Origin of the sequence: Pigmentiphaga sp. CHJ604 (genome assembly GCF_036972535.1) — a bacterium.
Taxonomy (GTDB): Bacteria; Pseudomonadota; Gammaproteobacteria; order Burkholderiales; family Burkholderiaceae_B; genus Pigmentiphaga; species Pigmentiphaga daeguensis.
In genome coordinates this window covers 3512297-3533053 of record NZ_CP136998.1, presented here as the reverse complement: position 1 = coordinate 3533053, position 20757 = coordinate 3512297, and the positions used below count along the sequence as shown (strand labels likewise).

The window sequence follows — 20757 nt, the reverse complement described above, 5'->3', positions numbered from 1 at the left end:
GTAAAGCGTCGTCAGCCAGTGCGCGGCGGTCAGGCCAGCGGCTTGAAGCGGTAGAGTTTCTCGGGATTCTCGACCAGCAGCTTGCGGCGCAGGGCGGGATCCGGGCAGAAGTCCAGCATCAGGTCGACCAGCTCGCCGTCGTTGGGCATGTCCTTCGAGATGTTCGGGTGCGGCCAGTCGGTGCCCCACAGCACGCGGTCCGGCGCGGCTTCGATCAGCCGGGCGGCGAAGGGCGCGGCATCGGCGAAGGGGCGCTTGCCCACGGACACGCGCTCGCCGCCGCAGACCTTGACCCAGGCCAGCGGGTTCTTCATCAGTTCCAGCAGCGCGCGGAAGGGCTCCTGGTCCAGGCCCTTGGCGGCCTGCACGCGGCCCATGTGGTCGATCACGAAGGGCACGTTGATGCGGTTGATGCGATCGCTGTAGGTCAGGATGTCCTGAGCGTCCAGGTGCAGCACGACGTGCCAGCCCAGGCCGTCCAGGCGCTCGATGGTCTTGTCGAAGATTTCCAGGTCGGGCGCGCCGCCCAGGTGCTGCACGAAATTGAAGCGCACCGCGCGCACGCCGCCGGCGTCCATGTCGGCCAGTTGTTCGTCGGTCTCGGAGCCGTTGACGATGGCCACGCCCAGGTAGCGGCCTTCGCTGCGGGCGATGGCGTCGAGCATGGCGCTGTTGTCGTCGCCGTGGCAGCTGGCCTGAACGATCACCGCGCGGTCCAGGCCCAGGAAGTCATGCAACTGGCGCAGGCGCTCGAAGGGCGCGTCGGGCGGCGTGTAGCTGCGGTCGGGCGCGTACGGGAACTTGTCGGCGGGGCCGAAGACGTGGCAGTGGGCATCGCACGCGCCGGCCGGCAGGGCCTCGCGCGGTTTGACGGGATTCGGATCGGGTGCGGCGCAGGTTTTCATGGTTCAGCTTCAGGTTCGGGGACTGCCGCGGCAGGCCGCGGCGAGGTCCGTTGGAGACGGGTCTCCCCCAGGGGGCGGTCTCAGCCGTTCAGTTCGTCCAGCGAGTCGACATAGCGCAGGCCGGCCTCGGCCAGCCTGGGTCGCATGTTGTAGATGTCCAGGCCGAGCTCGCCGGCGGCCAGGCGGGCGCGCTTGCCTTCTTCTTCCTGCACGCGCTTGTCGGCCTTCTGGATGACGGTGGCGACCTGGGCGTTGGGCACGATGGCCACGCCGTCGTCGTCGGCCACGATGGCATCGCCGGGATGGACCAGCGCGCCGCCGCAGACAATGGGCACGTTGACCGAGCCGATGGTGGCCTTGACGGTGCCGCGGGCATTGATGGCCTTGGACCAGACGGGGAAGCCCATCGCGGTCAGGGTGGCCACGTCGCGCACGCCGGCGTCGATCACCAGGCCGCGCACGCCGCGCGCCTTGAGCGAGGTGGCGAGCAGGTCGCCGAACATGCCGTCGGCGTTCTCGGTGGTGCAGGCCACGACCAGGATGTCGCCCGGCGAGCACTGCTCGACCGCGACGTGCAGCATCCAGTTGTCGCCCGGTTGCGCCAGCACCGTCACCGCCGGCCCGGCAATCGACGCGCCCGCGTAGATCGGACGCATATAAGGCCGCATCAGGCCGACGCTGCGCCCCTGGGCCTCATGCACCGTGGCCACGCCCTGCGCAGCCAGCTTCTCCGCCGCGCCCTCGGGCAGCGCCGGCTTCTTTCGTACGACTACACCCAGCATTCTTTTCTCCAACCGTTAAGCAACACGTCGCATCGTGTCCACCACTACCAGCCAGCCCTGCCAACAAAACGCCAGTCATCGCCAGCCCATTGGTACCCCAGGAAACCGCGGATCCGGCTCCGCCGGTCCGCCAGTTTCGCCCCCTGGGGGGCGCGCGTAAGCGCGTAGGGGGGGACTACTGCTTTTCTATTTTTGCCGTATCGATCACCTTGCTCCACTTCGCGATCTCGGCCACCAGGAAGTCCTGGAATTCCTTGGGCGTGTTCGTCTGCGGAATCATGCCGACCTCGACCAGCTTCTTGTTGATGGCCGGATCCTTGACCACTTCGCGCACGGCGGCGTTCAGCTTGTCGACGATGGCGGGCGGCGTGCCGGCGGGCGCGGCGAAGCCGTTCCACGATACGGCCGTGTAGCCCGGCACGGTTTCGGCGATGGTCGGGGTGTCGGGGAACAACTGGCCGCGCTTGACCGAGCCCACGCCCAGCACGCGCAGGCTGCCGCCCTTGATGTTGCCGATGACGGCAGGCACCGTCTCGAACATGACCTGCACGCTCTTGCCCTTGACGGCGCTCAGGACCTCGCCGCTGGACTTGAACGGAATGGTGGGGACATCCAGGCCGGCCATGGAGCGGAACATCTCGGCCGACAGGTGCTGGGTGCTGCCGACGCCGATGGTGCCCAGGTTGAAGTGCTGCGGGTCCTTCTTGGCCGCGGCGATGGCGTCGGCGACGGTGTGCAGCGGGCTGCTCTGGTCCACGGCCATGACGATGTCGAACGAGCCGACCATGGAGACCATGGCGAGCTGCTTGACCGGATCGTAGGGCAGCGACTTGAACAGCGACGGGCTGACGGCTTGCTGGTTGCTGACCAGGAAGAGCGTGTGTCCGTCGGGCGTCGCGCGCGTCACGGTGACGGCGCCGGTGATGCCGCCGGCGCTGGGCATGTTCTCGACCACGACCGGCTTGCCGAACTTCTCGGCCAGGCCCTGGGCGACGATGCGGGCGGTGACGTCGGCCACGCCGCCGGGCCCGAAGGGCACGATCAGGCGCAGCGGCTTGGTGGGGAATTCCTGGGCCTGGGCGCCGGCGGCGACCAGGGTGGCGGTGGCGCCGAGACACAGGCGCGCGAGCAGGGTACGGATCATTGTCGTCCTCAAATCGTTGGAGGGGGTGGCGACGGGTCGCCTGCCCGCCTTCTGGTCATGGATGGCGCCACGGACGCCATCCAGTCAGCTCGCCATTTTGACCCGGAAATCCCCATTGGAAACCACAAATCAGAACTAGCTGTTATGCTTAAAAAACATGAATCGGGGCTTTCCATGGACTTGAAACAACTCGAGTGCTTCGTCCGGGTCGTCGAGTTCGGCAGCGTCACCCGGGCCGCGATCACCCTCAATCTATCGCAACCCGTGGTCAGCCGCCACGTCCGGCAGCTCGAGGTCGAACTCAAGGAGCACCTGCTCGAACGCAATGGCCGGGGCGTCATACCCACCGACGCCGGCAAGCGGCTGCTGGAGCGGGGCCGCGGCATCCTGCACCAGGTGCGCCTGGCCAGGCAGGAGATCGAGGACCTGCGCGGCTCGCCGGCCGGCAAGGTCGTGGTCGGCATGCCCCCCAGCGTCGGCAAGTCGCTGACGGTGGACCTGGTCAGCGATTTCCGTGCCGAGTTCCCGCGGGCCTCGCTGGGCGTGGTCGAGGCCCTGACGGTGTCCATGTACGAGTGGCTGCTGCTGGGCCGCCTGGATTTCGCGCTGTTGTACAACCCGCCCGTCACGCAGCAGGCGGCCTACGAGCATGTGTGGTCCGAGGACCTCTATCTGATCGGCAGCCGGGGGCTGGACGGCAAACCCATGCCGGCCAGCGTCAAGATGCGCGAGCTGGCGAATTACCCGTTGATCACGCCGGGGCAGCCCAACGCCATCCGCAATCTGCTGGACGTGCAGTGCGCGCGCCTGGGCGTGCCCTTGTCGGTCTCGCTGGAGGTGGATGCGATCGAATCCCTGCTGGACCTGGTGGACCGGGGCATGGGCTACGCGGTCCTGTCGCGCAACGCCATCTACGGCCGCGCCCATCGTCCGAACCTGCACGCGTCCCGCATCGTCTCGCCGTCGCTGACCAGCCAGCTGGTGATCGCGACGGTGTCGCAGCGGCCGCTGACGCGCCTGGCCCAGGCCACCATCGACCTGATCCGCAAGCGCATCCAGGGCGGCATCCTGGCGGGCGACGGGCAACGCGACGCGGCCCGGGGCAGGGCGTGACCAGATGTGAGCGCGCGGCCCGGCCGTGTTGCGACGCCGCATCGCCGCCGCCATAATCGGGCCATGTCCTGGAGGCGGCAAGCGATGGATTCCCCGATGAACAGGCAGGCGCCGATGGCGTTGCAGCCTGCCCCGCGTTGTACCCTGGTCATCTTCGGCGCGACCGGCGACATGACCGGCCGCCTGCTGGTGCCGGCGCTGTACAACCTGGCGCGCTTCAACCTGCTGAATTCCGATTTCCGCGTGATCGGCGTCGGCCACCGCAAGCTGGACGACGACGAGTTCCGGCGCGGATTGAAGCATTCCATGGACCAGGTCGTCGCCTCGCGGGGCGGGCAGGCCTCGGCCAGCTTCGACGTCCAGGCCTGGGACTGGCTGATGGGCCGCACGTCCTTCCTGATGGGCGATTTCGAGGGCGAGCAGACCTACGCCCAGCTCGCCACGATGCTGGCGCCCGAGCCGGGCGGCGTCATCTTCTATTTCGCCACCGCGCCCACGTTCTTCCAGTCCATCGCGCGCCACCTGCACGATGCCGGACTGTTGAAGCAGGGACACGGCCGCTGGCGCCGCGTGGTGATCGAGAAGCCGTTCGGCCGCGACCTGCCCTCGGCGCGCGAGCTGAACAAGCAGCTGACGCGGGTCGTGCACGAGAACCAGATCTTCCGCATCGACCATTTCCTGGGCAAGGAGACGGTGCAGAACATCCTGGTTTCCCGCTTTGCCAACAGCGTGTTCGAAAGCAACTGGAACCGGCTGTACATCGATCATGTCCAGATCACGGCGGCCGAGGCGATAGGCGTGGAGCGGCGGTCGCAGTTCTACGAGCAGACCGGAGCACTGCGCGACATGGTGCCCAACCACCTGTTCCAGCTGCTGGCCATGGTGGCGATGGAGCCGCCCAACTCCTTCGATGCCGACGCCGTGCGCACCGAAAAGGAAAAGCTGCTGGACGCCATCCGTATCCAGACGCCGGCCGAGGCGCTGCAGAACAGCGTGCGCGGACAGTACCGCGCGGGCCTGGTGGGCGGCCAGCCCATGCGCGGCTATCGCGAGGAAGAGGGCGTCGCTCCGGATAGCCGGACCGAGACCTACGTGGCCCTCAAACTGGGTATCGACAACTGGCGCTGGGGAGGCGTGCCGTTCTACCTGCGCACCGGCAAGGCGCTGGCGCGGCGCCAGACGCAGATCGTCATTGCCTTCAAGGATGCCGGCCATGCGCTGTTCCGCCAGAACGCGCAGGAAAAGCCGCCCTCCAACTCCCTGGTGCTGCAGATCCAGCCCGACGAAGGGCTGTTCTTCCACATGAAGGCCAAGGTGCCGGGATCGAAGATACGCATCGCGCCCGTCAGCATGGATTTCCGCTACGCGGATCATTTCATGACGGGGCACAGCTCGGGCTACGAGACCCTGATCTACGACTGCATGGTGGGCGACGCGACCCTGTTCCAGCGCGCCGCCGACATCGAACTGGGCTGGGAGGCGGTCATGCCGTTCCTGCAGGCCTGGGAGGACGGCGGCGAGATCCATCCCTACCGCGCCGGCAGCCAGGGGCCCGTGCAGGCCGACGTGCTGCTGGCCCGCGACGGGCGGCAATGGCTGTCGCTGGACTAGGGTCCGCTAAAAAGAGGCTCGCACGGGGCGGGAACGCTTCTTGCGGCAGCGGGCCGCATGAACACCGAGATCGATGGCAAGAGGCAAGGCGGCCCGGACGGGCTGACGTTCCGCGTCCTGACCGTGAATGTCCACAAGGGATTCAATTTTTTCAATCGCCGCTTCATCCTGCATGACCTGCGGGAGGCGGTGCGCAGCGTGTCGGCCGACATGGTGTTCCTGCAGGAAGTGCTGGGCACGCATGCCCGCCATTCGCTGCGGTTCGCCGATTGGCCCGCGACCCCCCAGTACGAATTCCTGGCGGACACCATCTGGACGGACTTCGCCTATGGACGCAACGCCGTTTATCCGGACGGCCACCATGGCAACGCGGTGCTGTCCAAGTTTCCCATCGTCCACTACGAGAACCGCGACGTTTCCATCAGCGGGCCGGAGCGGCGCGGCCTCTTGCATTGCGTGGTCCGGGCGCCCGGCACGACAGCAGACATCCACGCGATATGCGTCCATCTCGGGTTGCAGGAGCGCCATCGCGTGCGCCAGTTGCAACTGCTGTGCCACCTGGTGGAGAAGGAGATTCCCGCCGACGCGCCGCTGGTGGTGGCCGGCGATTTCAATGACTGGCGCCGCCGCGCAGGCAGGGTGCTGAACGGCTGCGCAGGTTTGCGCGAGGTGCACGCCCACGCGAGCGGGCGGCTGGTGCCCACCTTTCCCGCGTGGTATCCGGTGCTGCCGCTCGATCGGATCTACGTGCGCGGCGCGCGCGACCACTGGCCCATGCCCCTGGGGCGCCGGCCCTGGACGTCGCTGTCGGACCACGCGCCACTGGCGGCGGAGATCGTGCTATGAGCGGGCCGGCCCGTGGCAGCGGCGGCCGCCAGCGCGGCCCGCGCCGGCCCCCCGCCAGCACGCAATGGATGCCGGGCAACGCGGTGTCGCTGCTGGAGAACGGCGAAGCCTTCTTTCCCCGCGTGTTCGAGGTCATCCGAGGGGCCCGCCGCGAGGTGCTGCTCGAGACCTTCATCCTGTTCGAGGACAAGGTCGGACTGGCGCTGCGCGAGGTGCTGCTGGATGCCGCCAGGCGCGGCGTCTTCGTATCCGTGCTGGTGGACGGCTACGGTTCGGTGGACCTGTCGGAGGCGTTCCTGGCGGACCTGATCGCAGCCGGCGTGCATTTCCGCGTGTTCGACCCGCGTCCCAAGCTGCTGGGCATGCGCACCAATGTCTTCCGGCGCATGCATCGCAAGCTGCTGATCGTCGACGGCGAGACGGCCTTCGTCGGCGGCATCAATTTCTCGGCCGATCATCTGGCGGATTTCGGCCCGAGCGCCAAACAGGACTATGCCATCGAGGTGCGTGGCCCCATCGTCGCGCGCCTGCGCAGCTTCGTGCGCACGGGAGAGGTCAGGCGCGGCCACCCGGACGCCCGGCCGGGCACGGATGCCGAACGCGCCGGCGACGCGGAATGCCTGTTCGTGGTGCGCGACAACGATGCGCACCGGACGGACATCGAGCAGCACTACCGCATCGCCATCCGTGCGGCCCGCCGCGACCTGACGATCGCCAACGCGTATTTCTTTCCCGGCTACCGCCTGCTGCGCGACCTGCGCCATGCCGCGCGCCGCGGCGTGCGCGTGCGGTTGATCCTGCAAGGAGAGCCCGACATGCCCATCGTCAAGGTGGGCGCGCGCATGCTGCACGACTACCTGCTGGATGCCGGCGTGAAGATCTATGAGTATTGCGAGCGGCCGCTGCATGGCAAGGTGGCCGTGGCCGATGACGACTGGTCCACCGTGGGGTCGAGCAATCTCGATCCGCTGAGCCTGTCGTTGAACCTCGAAGCCAATCTCGTCATCCGCGACCAGCGGTTCAACCAGGTGTTGCGCGAGCGGCTGGATACGCTGGTCAGCAGGCATTGCCGCGAAGTGAAGGCCGTTGCGTCGCACCGGCGGCCGATATGGCGGGCGGCGGCGTCGTTCCTGGCCTTCCATTTCCTGCGGCGCTTTCCCGCCTGGGCGGGTTGGCTGCCCGCGCACACCCCCAAACTGGAGAAGGTCGAGGCGCCCCCGCGGGGCCAGGCCGAGCCACCCGATGCCCACTCTCGCCAAACCGGATAGAAGCTGCACACCGTCCCGCACCCGAAGCCGCCGCCGCTCGTGGTGGTGGTGGGGCCGGCACGCGCTCACGCTGCTCTTCATCGCCGTGGTGGTGCTGCTGCTGGCCGAACAGGTCACCAAGATCGACTGGAGCAAGGTGCTGCAAGCGCTCAAGGCCTACACGGGGTGGACCCTGGCCGCGGCGGCTGGCCTGACCATGGTCAGCCATCTCCTGTTCGGCGGTTTCGACCAGCTCGGCAGGCGCTACGTGGGCAGCCCGTTGCGTCCGGCCCAGGTCGCGGTGGTGGCGGGAATCTGCTATGCCTTCACCCTGAACATGGGAGCGCTGATCGGCGGCATCGCCTTTCGCTACCGGCTGTATTCCCGCCTGGGGCTGGCGGCGCCCGACATCACCAAGATCTATGCGCTGAGCGTATTGAGCAACTGGCTGGGCTACCTGATCCTGCTGGGAGCCCTGCTGCTTGCAGGCGCGGTGCATGTGCCGCCGCGCTGGGGGATACCGGCGGGCCTGCTGCCCGTGCTGGGCGTGGCATGCTGGGCGCTGGTGGCCGGGTATGCGGCGATGTGCGCCGGGGTGGGACGCCGCCGTTTCACGCTGAAGGGAGTGCCCATCGAGTGGCCGGGATGGCGGATGGCGCTCGTGCAGGGCGGAATGTCGATCGCCAACTGGCTGATCATGGGATGGATCATCCATCTCTTCATCGGGGGGCGGGTCGACTATCCCACCATCCTGGGCGTGATGTTGCTGAGCGCGGTGGCCGGGGCGCTGACGCATGTGCCGGCGGGACTGGGCGTGCTGGAGGCCGTGTTCCTGACGCTGCTGGCAGGCGCGCTGCCTCCCTACGAGATCCTGGCCGCGCTGCTGGCGTATCGCGCGATCTACTACCTGTGCCCGCTGGTGCCAGCGGTGGCCGCATACGCCGTGCTGGAAGCCCGGGCGCGCCGGTAGCTGCCGCCAGGGCTAGGCGCGCGCGCCGCGCACGATCTTGGCCAGCAGTTCGCCCAGTATCTGCCGTTCCCCTTGGGACAGCGGCGCCAGGACGGTTTCTTCCATGCCGTGCGACAGTCGCTCGGCCTCGAGCGCCAGCCGGCGGCCTTCCGGAGTCAGCACCACGTGATGGGCACGCCGGTCGGTGTCGCTACGCTCGCGCGACAGCAGTCCGCGCTCTTGGAGCCGGTCCAGGACCAGCGCCAGGCGCGGCGCGGACAGCGACAGGCTGCGGCACAGGTTCTGCTGGTTGGCCTTGTCGTTGTGGGCCAGCAGCACCAGGATGGCGAACTCCACGGGTCGCAGGTCCAGGTCCTTCATGTGCGAGAAGAAGGCCTTTTGCAGCTTGACGTGCGCGAGCGAGGTCTGGAAGCCCAGCAGGTGGGAGAGTCGGGATTGGTCCAGGTCGGATTTGGCCGGTCGCGGCGTGGTGGTGGTGCGCGGCGAGGTCTTGGGCATGTGGTGGCGAGTGCGAGTCGATGCGGGGGCGCGGGGGCTTTCCTCGGGGCGGCCCGGCGGCAAGAAATGCCCCCACGCTTGCCGCTACGCGGCGGCGCTGCCCTCCGAGGGGGCGCTTTTTGCTTGGGGGGCGGCCCGGCGGCAAAAAAAAGGCCGCCGCGAGGGCGGCCCGGTCCAGTGCCACAACATACCACACGGGGCGGCTGCGCGCCGCCCGGACTTCAGAAGCTGTGCCGCATGCCCAGCATGACGCCGGTCTGGTTCAGGCCGTTGGGAAGACCAGCCAAGGCCTGACCGCCGCTGACCGAGAGGTTGGCGTTTTTGTTGTTGTCCATGTAGCCCACCAGGCCGTAGACCGCCGTGCGCTTGGAGAGCGAATAGGTTGCGCGCACCGTGGCCAGCGTGGAGCGGGCGTCGGTGGTCTTGTTCTTCAGGCGGGCCACCTGGCCGTCCAGGGTCCACGCCGACGACAGGGCATACGTGACGCCCAGGTAGTACAGGTTGGCCTCCGAGCGGGTGGCCGCGCGCGTGATGCGGCCGATCCAGCCGCCGCCGATCTTCAGGTCGCCGAAGCGGTAGTAGCCGTTGAGCAGGGTGCGGGTGTCGGACGTGTCGCTGCTGGAGAGGCCGCCGGCGGCGCCGGTGCCGCCGCGCATCTGGTCGTAGGCGGCGGCGATGCCGCCCGGACCCATGTCGTACTTGAGCAGCGCGGTGACCTGGCGGCAGGCCTTGCGGTCGCCGGGAACCTCGCCCGCGCAATTGGTGGCGGCCGGACCGCCGGTGGCCGCGGCATCGCGGCCGAAGCTGTAGGTGGCGCCGACGGTCAGGCCCGAGAACGTGCCGCGATAGCCGATCGCGTTGTCCGACCGCGTGTTGGGGATGTAGTTGTCGAGCGACCCCAGGCCGTACACCGCGGGCCCCATGACGTCGGAGTCGAGCAGGGCGTAGAAGGTCATGTTGGACTGGCGGCCCAGCGTGACCGTGCCCCAGTTGCCCGACAGCCCGACCCACGCCGCGCGGCCGAACAGGCGGCCGCCCTGGCCCGATACCCCGGTATCCACGCCGAAGCCGCTCTCCAGGGTGAAGAGCGCCTTCAGGCCGTTGCCCAGGTCTTCCGTGCCGCGCAGGCCCCAGCGCGAGGGCATGAGCCCGCCGGTGTTGCTCGGCATGCGCCAGGTCGCGTCGCCTTGCGCGTTGGCGTGGTTCACGTATTCGATGCCCGTGTCGAGAATGCCGTACAGCGTGACGTTCTGCGCGTGCGCGCCGGTGGCGGCCAGTCCGAGGGCGCTGGCCAGCAGGATGCGTTTCATGTGTCTCCTTCCCTGTTTCCGGGTTTGATTTGTTTAACAATGATAAATATTAATTTTGTTAAGTAATTAGGGCTTACCCGTATCGGATTGCAACAAGCACGAATTGTTCGCATTCCATGTTGTCCATGCACACTCGACCCAGATTGCGTCCGCCTCGCCCGTGTCCACCACTTCCAACTTCGCTCCCGCTCCGCCGCCCGTTTCGTCCCGCCGTTGGGAACTGGACGCGCTGCGCGGATTGATGCTGGTCCTGATGACTTCCACGCATCTGCCTACCTGGTTCGCGATACCCGCGGGCCAGCCTTTCGGCTTTGTCTCGGCCGCGGAAGGCTTCGTCTTCCTGTCTGCCTACATGGCCGGGCTGGTGTACACCCAGCGCGCCGTGCGCGACGGCATTCCCGCGATGCGCCGCGCGTTCCTGCGGCGCGCATTGGTCATCTACGCGTGCCAGGCGGCGTGCCTGCTCTTCCTGTTCACGGTCATTGCCGCGCTGGGCATGAAATTCCACCAGCCGGCCGCGAACAACCTCATGTCGTTCTATCTGCATGCGCCGCTGACCGGCCTATGGACCGGACTGTTGATGATCTACAACCCGCCGCTGCTGGATATCCTGCCGGTCTACATCGTCTTCATGCTGGCGAGCCCGTGGATCCTGAGCCATGTCCTGCAAGGGGGATGGAAAACCGTGATGGCGGCCAGCATCGCGCTGTGGGGCGCCGCCCAGTTCGGCCTGTCGCGCGTGCTGTACGACGCGCTGGTGGCGGCGACCGGCCTGCCGGTGCCGTTCCGCGAGACCGGCTCCTTCGAGACCTTCGCCTGGCAACTGCTGTGGGTGCTGGGCCTGTGCCTGGGGGCCTACCATGCGCGGGTGCCGTCCGAGCGCCGCATCGTCTTCCCGTCATGGCTGGTCAAGGCAGCGGTGGGTATCGCGATACTGTTCTTCGTCTGGCGCCACATGACCGGGCTGGAACCTTTTCCCCAGAACGATCCGCTCAACCTGTGGTTCGACAAGTGGCACGTCGGGCCGCTGCGGCTGCTCGACTTCCTGGCGCTGGTCGTGGTGCTGCTGCACTACGGCGGCTGGCTGACCCGTCATCTGCCCCGCCTGCGGCTGCTGGAAACGCTGGGCGCCGCGTCGCTGCCGGTCTTCTGCGCCCATCTGGTCATCGTCCTGGTGGCGCTGGCCGTGGTGGGCGAAAGCCATCCGGGCAGGCCGCCGTGGTTCGATCCGCTGATGTTCGCGCTCAGCATCGCCGCCATGTACGCCGTGGCCCGGCTGGTGCGCATGTTCGGCTCCGGACCGGGGTCCGGGCAGGGCCGGCGGGCGGCGCCGGCGGCGCGTACGGGCGGCTCAGGGACGACGCTGAGCGTGGAGGCGGGGCAGGGCTAGGGACGCGCCTAGCGCACGTGGCTCGCGATGACTGACGTCCAGAGCGCGTAGCCGGCGTCGTTCAGATGCAAGGCGTCGTCGCGGAACAGCTCGGCCCTGGGCATGCCCTCGGACGTCAGCATGGGGGTGAAGACATCGATGTAGTCGGCGTTGGGCACGCTTTGCGTGTAGGCCTTGATGAGCGCGTTGGTGGCGCGTGCCTGCGGAATCAGCGAGTAGCGCGCCGGGCTCGGCTTGATCGAGATGTAGGCGATCCGGGTATCGGGCAGGGCATGGCGCACGCCTTCGACGAAGACATTGAAGCTGTCCAGGATCTGGCCGGGCGACCGGCCCTCGGCCAGGTCGTTGTCGCCGGCGTAGACGAGGACGATGCGGGGCTGGTAGGGAACGACCAGCCTTGTCAGGTGGCGGGCGCAGTCGATCATGCGCGAACCGCCGAAGCCGCGCTTGAGGACGGGGAGATCCTTGAACCGGGTTTCCAGATCGTTCCACAGGCGTATGGACGAACTGCCTATGAACAGGATGCCGCCGGGAGCCGGCGCATGCAGGCGGTCGGCCTGATCGAACGCGGCGAAGCTGGCCGCCCACTGCGTATCGGGCACGGCCGGCGCGCTGTCCGCCGGATCGGCCGCGCAGGCGCTGCCCGCCGCGAGCAGCAGGGCGAAAACGGCAAGGCGGGACCTCATGGGGCGTGCGGGAACAACGCGGCGACGAAACATCCATCATACCGGCAGCCGCGCGCCTGCGGCTTCGAATTTGTTGCCGATGTGGTGCCAGTCGCCACAAGAATGGCACGAATGTAAACTTTTGATAGCGCGGCGGACCTCTTCGTAAATCCTGCACTCCAATGGTCTAGGATCGAAAGACGGACTCTCGGAGGCCAGCCATGAACCAAGTCGTCGAACACGCCGCCGTTCAATATTTCCTGAAGTCCCGGGTGCACGATCTGCCGGAGGGACAGTTCCGGGGCTATGTCGAGGTGAAGGCCCGCTCCGGCAAGGACATGCTCGACAGCCGGCTCAAATACTGCCCGTTGATACGCGGTACCTGGAACGAGGCCATCGAGGACGCCGAGCGCCTGGCCGAGAGCATGCGCGCCTCGGAGTACCACGACGGGGAGTGCTTCGTCTTTTCCACCCGCGGCGCCAGCAGCTTCGACGCGCTGATGAACATGTTCGCCAGCGCGCGCTGATACGGTCTAGCCGTTGATGATTTCCCCACCGTTGGGGTGCAGCACCTGGCCGGTCATGTAGCTGGCGTCGTCCGACGCGAGGAATACGTAGCAGGGAGCCACTTCCTCCGGCTGGCCGGGCCGCTTCATGGGAACCTTGGACCCGAAGGTCGAGACCTCCTCGGCACTGAACGAGGCGGGGATCAGCGGGGTCCAGATCGGCCCGGGCGCCACCGCGTTGACGCGGATGCCACGCTCGACCACGGCCGACGACAGTGAACGGGTGAAGGCGACGATCGCTCCCTTGGTGGCGGCGTAGTCGATCAGATGCGAACTGCCGCGATAGGCGGTGACGGACGTGGTGTTGATGATGGCACCGCCGGACGTCATGTGCGCGAGGGCTTCCCGGGTCAGGTTGAACATGCCGAAGAAATTCGTGCGGAAGGTCCGTTCCAGCTGGGCGCTGTCGATGTCTTCCAAGGCCCTGCGCGGATGTTGTTCGCCGGCATTGTTCACGAGGACGTCGATGCGGCCGAGCTCTTCCATTGCGCGCCGCACGACTTCCCGGCAGTGCGATTCGCTGCCGATGTCCCCCGCCATTCCCACGCAACGGCGTCCGGCCTGGGTCACCAGCCGGCGGGTTTCCTCGGCGTCGGCGGTCTCGTCCAGGTAGGTGAAGAGGATGTCCGCGCCTTCCTTGGCGAAGGCCACCGCCACGGCGCGCCCGATGCCGCTGTCGCCACCGGTGACGATGGCGCAGCGGCCCTCCAGCTTGCCCGAGGCCCGGTAGTCCGGCCGTGTCGTCCTGGGCTCCGGATGCATGTCTTCCTGCATGCCGGGTTGCCGGGGTTGCTGCTGAGGGGGCAGGGTCTGCGGATTGGATTTGCCTGGCATCGTCGTTCTCCCATGAAAAAGAAACGGGCCGACGAGTCCAGCAACTTGCGTGCCGCGGCTTCTACCGCGGCGCGGCGAAGGCCTCCGGACTTTCGTACTGAATGTCCAGCAGTTCGAACACCTGCATGGCCAGCTCCACGCAGGCATTGGTGAGCTGCCAGGGAAGCGTGGCCGGGATGCGGTCCTGCAGCAACAGCTTGGTTGCCGCGAGGTGGGGGATAGGGTCCAGCAGCCGATGGCCGAAGACGCCCAGCAGCTCGTCGGTAGCGGCCTGCGCCATGCGATGGGCCGCCGGGTCCGCCGGCCATTGCGAGGGCAGCCCCCAGGCGCGCGGCATCCACTCCAGGTCGCGCAGCACGGTGCGCATGTCTTCGTGAGAGTCGCGGAAGGGCAGCAGGACCAGATCGGCCAGGTTCGCGAGATGGCTGTCGGTGTCCGAACGGTTGCCGCCACCGTCGATGACGCCGAACCAGTCGCCCACGTCGTTCAGCGTGGCGACGACCTTGGCCAGGTTGCCGGCGTCGCGCGCGTCGAAAGGCAGGTAGAGCCGGTTTTCCTTGGACAGGCGTTCACGCTCGAGATCGGTCAGCACGCACACCACGCGCTTGCCCAGCAGCGCCATGCCGTGCGAGATCATGTGCGACAGCGTGGTCTTGCCGGTACCTCCCTTGTTTCCCAGCACGCATACGATCTGGGCCATGACCTCCCCTGGGCGGGCACGGACGCGGGCCGTACCTGTCCAGCAGTATGGACGGGGCACGGCCGCGCCGAAAGCGCGAATAACGGGGGATAGCGGCGGTTGTTCGGCGCCGGATGCTCAGGCGGCGCGGCGTTCGGCCGCGTTGGCCACGACCTGCCAGGCGGCGTCGATCAGGGCGGGATCATTGGCGGCCAGCAGGCGGTTGTCGGAAAGCATCTGGCGCCAGCGGCGGGCCCCGCCCTGCGTATTGAACAGGCCCAGCATGTGGCGGACCACCGAGCGCAGCGGCACTCCGTCGGCCACCTGCCGGCCGGCGTAGTCCATCATCGCCCGCACCACGGCTTCGTCGCCGGGAATGGGGGTTTCCGGCCACAGCCGGCGGGACAGCTCGGACAGCACGCGAGGCCGGTGATAGGCCTCGCGCCCGAGCATGACGCCGTCCAGCTCGCCGCCGCCTTGGCCGACGTGCGCCAGCGTGTCGCCGGGGTCCGTCAGGCCGCCGTTGAGCACGATCAGGGTCCGCGGGAAGTCGCGCTTGAGCTGGCGCGCCACGTCGTAGCGCAGCGGCGGAATTTCGCGGTTTTCCTTGGGCGACAGGCCCTTGAGCACGGCGTTGCGGGCGTGGACGATGAAGACCTCGCAGCCCGCCTCGTGCACGGTGCCGACGAAGTCGCGCACGAAGCCGTAGGACTCGTCGTAGTCCAGGCCGATGCGGTGCTTGACCGTGACCGGGATATCGACCGCGTCGCGCATGGCCTTGACGCAATCGGCCACCAGCGCCGGCGTGGACATCAGGCAGGCGCCGAACGCGCCTTTCTGCACCCGGTCCGACGGACAGCCGCAGTTCAGGTTGATTTCGTCGTAGCCCCAGTCCTGGCCGGCCCGGGCCGCGCGCGCCAGGGCCTCCGGTTCGTTGCCGCCCAATTGCAGCGCGACCGGATGTTCGCTGTGGTCGAAATCCAGGTGCCGGGCCGCGTCCCCGTAGAGAATCGCGCCGGTGGCGATCATCTCGGTGTACAGGCGGGCATGCGGGGACAGCAGCCGGTGGAAGTAGCGGCAATGGCGGTCGGTCCAGTCGATCATGGGGGCAACGCATAATGCCCAAGCCGTTGATTCTATTGATTTTTCCTTGATATTCATGGGCTTGGACGCACCCGGAAAGCGTCCGATTCAATCTCGTTTTCGGCGGTTTCGGTCGATTTCTACGCGGTTTTGCTACGATGTAGCACCTCATTTTTCCGTGTAGCAATGCCGCCATGGGCACCATAAACGACCGCAAGAGGAAGGATGGCAGTATAGGGTACACCGCCCAGATACGCCTGATGCGCGAGGGTAAGACCTACACCGAATCCAAAACGTTCGACCGGCGCCAAGCCGCGGCGGCGTGGCTCGCGAAGCGCGAAAAGGAGCTGGCCGACCCCGGCACCTTCGAGGCGGCGCGCGTGGAGGATCCGCCGCTGGCCGACGTGATCCGCCAGTACGTCAAGGAAGACAAGAAGGGGGTGGGGCGCACCAAGGCCCAGGTGCTGGCGACAATTGCAGCCTCCGACCTTGCCACCATGCCGTGCTCGGCGATCAAGAGCCCCGATTACGTGCAGTTCGCCAAGAGCCTGAACGTGGCCCCCCAGACGGTGGGTAACTACATGTCGCATCTGGCCTCGGTCGTGCGCATCGCCCGCCCGGCCTGGGGGTATCCGCTGGTGGAAAAGGAGTTTGACGACGCCCTGGTCGTCGCCAATCGCCTGGGGCTCGTCTCCCGATCCCAGCAGCGGGACCGCCGGCCGACCATCGCAGAGATGGACCGGATCATGGCCTACTACACCGAAATGGAGGAGCGCGAGCGCGCCGAAATCCCCATGCGGGAGGTGATCGTGTTCGCGCTGTTCTCGACCAGGCGCCAGGAAGAAATCACCCTGATCACGGTTGAGGACTATGACGGGGACCGGGTGCTGGTGCGCGACATGAAGCACCCAGGCCAGAAGAAGGGCAATGACACCTGGTGCGACCTGCCGGAGCCGGCCCGGCGAATCATCGAGAAAGTGAAGCCGGCCAAGGGGCGAATCTTCCCCTACAACCACAAGTCAATCGGCGCGAGTTTTACGAGGGCCTGCGCTTTCCTGGGGATCGAGGACCTGCACTTTCATGACCTGCGGCACGAGGGCACCAGCCGACTGTTCGAGATGGGGCTGAACATTCCCCACGCGGCGGCGGTGACGGGGCATCGAAGTTGGGCCAGCCTGAAGCGGTATACGCACCTGCGGCATTCTGGGGACCGTTGGGAGGGATGGGCCTGGCTGGATCGGCTGGCACCGCCTGCTACCTCCGCTTGACCTGCAGCGCATACCCCACTGCACGACCGGCGACCGCTGGATATACTGTATGACCATACAGTATCGGAGGCGATGTCTATGCCTCGCAAATCCTGGAACGACCCCCTCTACAAGCGCGACTTGCGAGCGGCCTGGGAAGAATGCCCGACACCCCAGGTCCGCATGCTGCTCTGGGAGATTGACCGCATGCAGCAGCTGCTGGTCGAGGCTGAGCGCGTGCTCGGCCAGCTCCGTAAGCAGACCTGGGCCATCGACCAACTGGTGACGCCCCTGTGGGCAGTGCTAGATCAAGAGCCAGCCGTTCGCTGGCGGCGCCAGGCCGAAGCGGCTATGGTCGCCGCCCAACCCAAGGGAGGCCCGAACCCATTCGAGCACTATCGATACCGGGAGACTGCTGCGGCGACGCCGGTGCCTCCCTACCGCCGGCCGCGGCGCCGGCGCAAGGGTGAGTTGAACGACATGGCGAAAGAGGCGGCCGCGTCAGATGCTCAGGGCGCTGGCGACAGCGAATCGTAGGCCCGCTCGCAAGCCATGCCAGCTATTCGGGCGCGGTCAGCCGTTGCCGCGTACGATTCCGCCAGGCCGTCAAGCTCTCCAAGCAGGTCGGCGAGCATACCGAGGGGATCTCCGGCTGGCGAGCCTGCTGGGGCAGCGCCGGGACCCGCGGCGGGTCGATGATGGGCGGCGTAGGCGTTAACGGCGTCGCGCACGCGGACATCAGCAGCAGCGCGCTCGCGGCGCACGGCAGCATCCAGGTCTTTCTGGGCATCTTGGGTCACCTCATCTATTGCCGCCTGCCGGCGGCTCTCTTCGGCCCTGGTTGCGGCCTCCGCCTCGCGCGCGCGGTTCGCCAGCGCGAGTCTTTCCTCGCTCCGTTCCCACTCCAGCGCCGCGATACGCTCGCCGTAGCGCCATCCCTGGGCGACACCTACGGCGATGCCGGCAAGGGCCGCCACGGCCCCGTATCGCAGCCAGGCGGGGATCATGTCGCACCCCGCAGGCAGGTATCGCGCGCGACGCCGCGCCGCTTCGTCAGCCCAGGCAGTTCCACCAGGACGCCCGCCACGCGAGCTTTGTTCCAGCGCGGGAGCTGGTTGCAAGCGCCGACCAGGTCGCCGGCCCGGAGCATGCGCGCCGCGGTGGACTGTCCTGGGTTGCAGGCGATGGCCGGCCCGAGGTTGTAGACCGCATCGGAGAACGCGGCCAGGACCTCGACCGGCAGGCCGGGCACACACCGCTCCACCTGGTCCACGGCCGCCAGCATTTCGCTGGTGAGCAGGCTGCGGCATTCGGCCGTGTCCTTGTAGTCGCCCATCTGCACGCCGCGCGTGTAGCCGAAACAGATGGTAGGGATGCCCACCGGATCGCGGTAGGCCCAATTGCGCAGGCCCTCGGCGGGCGCGGCGATGGCGACGGCCAGGGCGGCCGCTGCTGCACGGCGTTGGAGTGCGTTCATTTCCGGGCCTCCCGACGCCACTTCCAGATCAGATACCCGGCCTGCAGCAGGATGTACCCAATAGTGGCCAGGGCCACGCCATGATTCAGGTTCCAGTCCGACAGCCAGGAGATCGCCACCACGCTGGTGGGCGGAGTGGCCTTTGCCGCTTCAACCGCGACTTCGTTCATGCGAACAATCCTTTGGGCATAGGGCCTCCATGCTCAGCAATCCACCGCGCCCGCGAACTCCGGCAACGTCTTCAGGTACAGATACGCCTGCCGCACCGGGTTGTCAGCGTACAGTTCGAACGGCTCCACGAAATACGACTCGTCGTAGAGCGGTTCGGCGTCGGCACCCGCCTTGTAGTCCACGACGACGCTCAACGACGATTTCGTGCCGACGTAGCGGGCCACCTTGATGTAGCAATCGGGGACTTCCACGCCACGGTGCGTGACGGTCTTTTTCAATGCCATGTCGATTCTCCCATCAGGGTGCGATGGCCTCGGCGCCCCACACGCCGCTGCCGATGGTGATACTGCCGCCGCTGACATTCGTGCAGCGGATCGTGACCAGCCCATCGGTCAGGATGAATGCGTTCCAGACGATCCCGGCCGGGATGGCAAAGCGCGGAGTGACGATCACATTCATGCCGGTCGTCGCACCGGTCAGTGAGATGTTCTGGTCAACGGATTGGGCGGCCGACAGCGAGCCGAAATTCAGCGTCATCGTGCGCCGATAGAGCGCGCTGACCGTCGCACCATCGTTCAACTTCAGCGCCATGCGGCCTGCGCCGGCGCTGAGCATCCGCAGTTCCCGGCTGGCGCTCGTGCCGCGCAGCGTCAGCGAATAACCCCCATCGCTATCCGCGCCGACATCGAGATAGCCCGCCACCCCGGTTGCCGTCAGGTAGGCATGAATGAGGGCCAGGGGCGTGCGGACAATGGACTCCCCGGTTTTGGTGTCACGACCCATCACGTAGTTGCCGGTGCCCTGATTCACCACGAGGTCGCTGGAGGTGGCGGCGTTGGTGGTGGTCAGGACCGAATTGCGGCGCGAGCCGGTGGACAACAGCACCTCGTTCGTCGTGTTGCCCTCGACGTAATAGGTCACCAGGACGTTGCCCTTCGAACTGTCATCGAAAACGATGCCCTTGTCGTTGAACTGGGCGGACACTTGAATCAGCGTGTTGTCGCTGGCTTTTCCCAGGTGCAGGCCGGAGCCGGAGGCTGAACGGCGAGTGTCCAGGCCAAGCAGCAGCCCGTTGTTGACATCGGTATGGTTCGGGTCCGCCGACTCGTGGTTGATGAACACGCCATGGCGACCGGCCCCGCGGCTGATGATATTGATCGCCCGCCACATGTTGGTGTTGTCAGTAGAGTTGTCGCCACCGATGCGGATGTTGTCTCGCCCCTGGGCGAACACAGAGACGTTCTGCATCCACGACCGGGTGCCGATCATGTAGATGCCATCATCACCGTTCCCGGCGGCGCCGTTAACGGTGCAGTCCACCATGCCCGAGCAGTTGCCCAGCGTGATACCTCGGAAGTCACCGTCCTTCAGATAGACGGTGGCCTGGGTGAATGAGGTCGGATCATCGCTGGTATAGCCGCACCCGGCCAGGGTGCAGTGGTCAGGGACCGTCAACGCTGCGGTAAATCGATACGTGCGTCCGGGGCGTCCACGCAAAATGCCGCCGCCGATGCTGCCGATGTAGTCCAAGCCTTTTTGCAAAGCAGCGGTGTCGTCGGCAATGCCGTTGCCGATAGCCCCAAAGTCTTCCGGCTCGACCAGGATAGACCGCAGCTTATCCAGCAGATTCGTGGCAACGGCGCCAGGCGCCCCCATACTGAACCCGATGATGCCAGACCCGGACGGCTGTGCCAGTTCGTTGGCCAGCTCCAGCGAACTATCGACCGCCGGCACCATGACCCATGGATTACCGTACTCGTCGAAGGCGATCAGCTTGCGGGCCCGCTCCGTAGGGCCTGGGAGCGGTGGGGGGGATTCCGGCGCGGGCAAGCGAATTGCTCCAGCCTGGTCAAGGGTTCGTCCTTGAAGAGCTAGCCATATGCGGTCTAGATCATCGTTCACCACACTGGAAGGCCAAGGGACTCCGCGCTGGTAGGATGTTGTTCGCCTTGTCAGAACAGCCAGACGGACCATGATCTTCATTCCCATCGATGGGATCGGCGAGATGGTCACGTCGCCGCCGCCTTCCTGGCCAAGCCCTGTCACCGTGTAGGTGTTCGGATCCAGCGTCACGCCGTTGGCCAGCACGAGCAAATCCTCTTTCAAGAGGCACTTGAACTCGTAGGTGAATGTGCCCGACACGCCGTTAGCGACGTGCTCGGTATACGGGGTTTGCTCTGGTACGGTCACGGCGCCCTCTACAGTCTCAGGGCGCCGGC

Annotated in this window: 23 protein-coding genes; 9 read left to right on the top strand and 14 right to left on the bottom strand. The window is 66.8% G+C overall.

Going from position 1 to position 20757, the window contains the following annotated elements; all coding sequences use genetic code 11:
• Nucleotides 1–29: 29 nt before the first annotated feature.
• The 3 genes from R4823_RS17065 to R4823_RS17055 all read right to left on the bottom strand — a co-directional run bounded on the left by R4823_RS17065 (nt 30) and on the right by R4823_RS17055 (nt 2831).
• Nucleotides 30–905 (bottom strand): amidohydrolase family protein, encoded by an 876-nt coding sequence (locus tag R4823_RS17065; protein WP_087839173.1) that lies wholly within the window; start codon nt 903–905, stop codon nt 30–32.
• An 80-nt stretch (nt 906–985) separates the two neighbouring features.
• Nucleotides 986–1687: a 4-carboxy-4-hydroxy-2-oxoadipate aldolase/oxaloacetate decarboxylase gene (locus R4823_RS17060; protein ID WP_087839174.1), complete on the bottom strand. Its 702-nt coding sequence runs from the start codon at nt 1685–1687 to the stop codon at nt 986–988.
• Nucleotides 1688–1862: 175 nt separating this feature from the next.
• On the bottom strand, nt 1863–2831 hold the full coding sequence (locus R4823_RS17055; protein WP_087839175.1) for a tripartite tricarboxylate transporter substrate binding protein: 969 nt from the start codon (nt 2829–2831) through the stop codon (nt 1863–1865).
• Between the two features lie 174 nt (nt 2832–3005).
• Between R4823_RS17055 and R4823_RS17050 the strand changes: the two genes are divergently transcribed.
• From R4823_RS17050 to R4823_RS17030, 5 genes are all read left to right on the top strand, one after another.
• Nucleotides 3006–3944, top strand: coding sequence for a LysR substrate-binding domain-containing protein (locus R4823_RS17050; protein ID WP_087839176.1), 939 nt, complete (start codon nt 3006–3008; stop codon nt 3942–3944).
• 96 nt (nt 3945–4040) lie between these two features.
• Nucleotides 4041–5555, top strand: coding sequence for a glucose-6-phosphate dehydrogenase (zwf, locus tag R4823_RS17045; protein ID WP_243724640.1), 1515 nt, complete (start codon nt 4041–4043; stop codon nt 5553–5555).
• Between the two features lie 57 nt (nt 5556–5612).
• Nucleotides 5613–6401, top strand: coding sequence for an endonuclease/exonuclease/phosphatase family protein (locus R4823_RS17040; protein ID WP_087839178.1), 789 nt, complete (start codon nt 5613–5615; stop codon nt 6399–6401).
• Entirely contained in the window at nt 6398–7669 is a 1272-nt protein-coding gene (clsB, locus tag R4823_RS17035) for a cardiolipin synthase ClsB (RefSeq protein WP_087839179.1), read from the top strand. The genes R4823_RS17040 and clsB overlap by 4 nt, the downstream gene beginning before the upstream one ends.
• Nucleotides 7644–8618, top strand: coding sequence for a lysylphosphatidylglycerol synthase domain-containing protein (locus R4823_RS17030; RefSeq protein WP_087839180.1), 975 nt, complete (start codon nt 7644–7646; stop codon nt 8616–8618). The genes clsB and R4823_RS17030 overlap by 26 nt, the downstream gene beginning before the upstream one ends.
• A gap of 12 nt (nt 8619–8630) precedes the next feature.
• On the opposite strand, the gene R4823_RS17025 is transcribed toward R4823_RS17030, so the two are convergent.
• A complete protein-coding gene (locus R4823_RS17025; protein WP_087839181.1) occupies nt 8631–9116 on the bottom strand; it encodes a MarR family transcriptional regulator in 486 nt (161 codons plus the stop codon).
• A gap of 221 nt (nt 9117–9337) precedes the next feature.
• Nucleotides 9338–10426 (bottom strand): porin, encoded by a 1089-nt coding sequence (locus tag R4823_RS17020; RefSeq protein ID WP_087839182.1) that lies wholly within the window; start codon nt 10424–10426, stop codon nt 9338–9340.
• Between the two features lie 160 nt (nt 10427–10586).
• On the opposite strand from R4823_RS17020, the gene opgC reads away from it, so the two are divergent.
• Nucleotides 10587–11816: an OpgC domain-containing protein gene (opgC, locus tag R4823_RS17015; protein ID WP_338615571.1), complete on the top strand. Its 1230-nt coding sequence runs from the start codon at nt 10587–10589 to the stop codon at nt 11814–11816.
• 8 nt (nt 11817–11824) lie between these two features.
• Here the strand turns inward: opgC and R4823_RS17010 are convergent, their stop codons facing one another.
• Nucleotides 11825–12502 carry an SGNH/GDSL hydrolase family protein gene (locus R4823_RS17010; protein WP_338615570.1) on the bottom strand — a complete coding sequence of 226 codons (678 nt, stop codon included), beginning with the start codon at nt 12500–12502 and terminating at the stop codon, nt 11825–11827.
• A 200-nt stretch (nt 12503–12702) separates the two neighbouring features.
• Between R4823_RS17010 and R4823_RS17005 the strand changes: the two genes are divergently transcribed.
• Complete coding sequence (locus tag R4823_RS17005; protein ID WP_087839185.1) at nt 12703–13008, top strand: hypothetical protein; 306 nt, start codon at nt 12703–12705, stop codon at nt 13006–13008.
• Nucleotides 13009–13014: 6 nt separating this feature from the next.
• Here R4823_RS17005 and R4823_RS17000 read toward each other — a convergent pair whose 3' ends face one another.
• From R4823_RS17000 to dusA, 3 genes are all read right to left on the bottom strand, one after another.
• The gene (locus tag R4823_RS17000) at nt 13015–13881 is read right to left on the bottom strand and encodes an SDR family oxidoreductase (protein ID WP_132980444.1); all 867 of its coding nucleotides are present in this window, start codon (nt 13879–13881) and stop codon (nt 13015–13017) included.
• 61 nt (nt 13882–13942) lie between these two features.
• Nucleotides 13943–14581: an AAA family ATPase gene (locus tag R4823_RS16995; RefSeq protein WP_338615569.1), complete on the bottom strand. Its 639-nt coding sequence runs from the start codon at nt 14579–14581 to the stop codon at nt 13943–13945.
• A 117-nt stretch (nt 14582–14698) separates the two neighbouring features.
• Nucleotides 14699–15721: a tRNA dihydrouridine(20/20a) synthase DusA gene (gene dusA, locus R4823_RS16990; protein WP_338615567.1), complete on the bottom strand. Its 1023-nt coding sequence runs from the start codon at nt 15719–15721 to the stop codon at nt 14699–14701.
• A 116-nt stretch (nt 15722–15837) separates the two neighbouring features.
• Here dusA and R4823_RS16985 point away from each other — a divergent pair, with 116 nt between their 5' ends.
• Together R4823_RS16985 and R4823_RS16980 are read left to right on the top strand one after the other, a co-directional pair.
• Nucleotides 15838–16911 (top strand): site-specific integrase, encoded by a 1074-nt coding sequence (locus R4823_RS16985; protein WP_338615566.1) that lies wholly within the window; start codon nt 15838–15840, stop codon nt 16909–16911.
• A 78-nt stretch (nt 16912–16989) separates the two neighbouring features.
• A complete protein-coding gene (locus R4823_RS16980; protein ID WP_338615564.1) occupies nt 16990–17427 on the top strand; it encodes a hypothetical protein in 438 nt (145 codons plus the stop codon).
• Here R4823_RS16980 and R4823_RS16975 read toward each other — a convergent pair.
• Genes R4823_RS16975 through R4823_RS16955 form a run of 5 tightly spaced genes read right to left on the bottom strand, consistent with a single transcriptional unit; the run spans nt 17400 to nt 20728 of the window.
• A complete protein-coding gene (locus R4823_RS16975) occupies nt 17400–17897 on the bottom strand; it encodes a DUF2514 family protein (protein WP_338615563.1) in 498 nt (165 codons plus the stop codon). The two genes, R4823_RS16980 and R4823_RS16975, sit on opposite strands and share 28 nt — an antisense overlap.
• Nucleotides 17894–18367: a lysozyme gene (locus R4823_RS16970; protein WP_338615562.1), complete on the bottom strand. Its 474-nt coding sequence runs from the start codon at nt 18365–18367 to the stop codon at nt 17894–17896. Before R4823_RS16970 ends, R4823_RS16975 begins: the two co-directional genes overlap by 4 nt.
• Complete coding sequence (locus R4823_RS16965) at nt 18364–18537, bottom strand: hypothetical protein (protein WP_338615561.1); 174 nt, start codon at nt 18535–18537, stop codon at nt 18364–18366. The genes R4823_RS16970 and R4823_RS16965 overlap by 4 nt, the downstream gene beginning before the upstream one ends.
• Before the next feature lie 33 nt (nt 18538–18570).
• Nucleotides 18571–18822: a hypothetical protein gene (locus R4823_RS16960; protein ID WP_338615559.1), complete on the bottom strand. Its 252-nt coding sequence runs from the start codon at nt 18820–18822 to the stop codon at nt 18571–18573.
• 13 nt (nt 18823–18835) lie between these two features.
• Nucleotides 18836–20728 carry a hypothetical protein gene (locus R4823_RS16955; RefSeq protein ID WP_338615557.1) on the bottom strand — a complete coding sequence of 631 codons (1893 nt, stop codon included), beginning with the start codon at nt 20726–20728 and terminating at the stop codon, nt 18836–18838.
• Nucleotides 20729–20757 lie beyond the last annotated feature (29 nt).

Bases quoted from the DNA above. Each gene is read 5' to 3' on its own strand.
- R4823_RS17065 (WP_087839173.1), bottom strand. From the start codon at position 905: ATGAAAACCTGCGCCGCACCCGATCCGAATCCCGTCAAACCGCGCGAG.
- R4823_RS16970 (WP_338615562.1), bottom strand. From the start codon at position 18,367: ATGAACGCACTCCAACGCCGTGCAGCAGCGGCCGCCCTGGCCGTCGCC.
- R4823_RS16965 (WP_338615561.1), bottom strand. From the start codon at position 18,537: ATGAACGAAGTCGCGGTTGAAGCGGCAAAGGCCACTCCGCCCACCAGC.
- R4823_RS17020 (WP_087839182.1), bottom strand. From the start codon at position 10,426: ATGAAACGCATCCTGCTGGCCAGCGCCCTCGGACTGGCCGCCACCGGC.
- R4823_RS16985 (WP_338615566.1), top strand. From the start codon at position 15,838: ATGGGCACCATAAACGACCGCAAGAGGAAGGATGGCAGTATAGGGTAC.
- clsB (WP_087839179.1), top strand. From the start codon at position 6,398: ATGAGCGGGCCGGCCCGTGGCAGCGGCGGCCGCCAGCGCGGCCCGCGC.
- dusA (WP_338615567.1), bottom strand. From the start codon at position 15,721: ATGAATATCAAGGAAAAATCAATAGAATCAACGGCTTGGGCATTATGC.
- R4823_RS16960 (WP_338615559.1), bottom strand. From the start codon at position 18,822: ATGGCATTGAAAAAGACCGTCACGCACCGTGGCGTGGAAGTCCCCGAT.
- R4823_RS17005 (WP_087839185.1), top strand. From the start codon at position 12,703: ATGAACCAAGTCGTCGAACACGCCGCCGTTCAATATTTCCTGAAGTCC.
- R4823_RS17025 (WP_087839181.1), bottom strand. From the start codon at position 9,116: ATGCCCAAGACCTCGCCGCGCACCACCACCACGCCGCGACCGGCCAAA.
- R4823_RS17010 (WP_338615570.1), bottom strand. From the start codon at position 12,502: ATGAGGTCCCGCCTTGCCGTTTTCGCCCTGCTGCTCGCGGCGGGCAGC.
- R4823_RS17050 (WP_087839176.1), top strand. From the start codon at position 3,006: ATGGACTTGAAACAACTCGAGTGCTTCGTCCGGGTCGTCGAGTTCGGC.
- R4823_RS17000 (WP_132980444.1), bottom strand. From the start codon at position 13,881: ATGCCAGGCAAATCCAATCCGCAGACCCTGCCCCCTCAGCAGCAACCC.
- R4823_RS17040 (WP_087839178.1), top strand. From the start codon at position 5,613: ATGAACACCGAGATCGATGGCAAGAGGCAAGGCGGCCCGGACGGGCTG.
- R4823_RS17055 (WP_087839175.1), bottom strand. From the start codon at position 2,831: ATGATCCGTACCCTGCTCGCGCGCCTGTGTCTCGGCGCCACCGCCACC.
- R4823_RS17060 (WP_087839174.1), bottom strand. From the start codon at position 1,687: ATGCTGGGTGTAGTCGTACGAAAGAAGCCGGCGCTGCCCGAGGGCGCG.
- R4823_RS16980 (WP_338615564.1), top strand. From the start codon at position 16,990: ATGCCTCGCAAATCCTGGAACGACCCCCTCTACAAGCGCGACTTGCGA.
- zwf (WP_243724640.1), top strand. From the start codon at position 4,041: ATGAACAGGCAGGCGCCGATGGCGTTGCAGCCTGCCCCGCGTTGTACC.
- R4823_RS16995 (WP_338615569.1), bottom strand. From the start codon at position 14,581: ATGGCCCAGATCGTATGCGTGCTGGGAAACAAGGGAGGTACCGGCAAG.
- R4823_RS16975 (WP_338615563.1), bottom strand. From the start codon at position 17,897: ATGATCCCCGCCTGGCTGCGATACGGGGCCGTGGCGGCCCTTGCCGGC.
- R4823_RS17030 (WP_087839180.1), top strand. From the start codon at position 7,644: ATGCCCACTCTCGCCAAACCGGATAGAAGCTGCACACCGTCCCGCACC.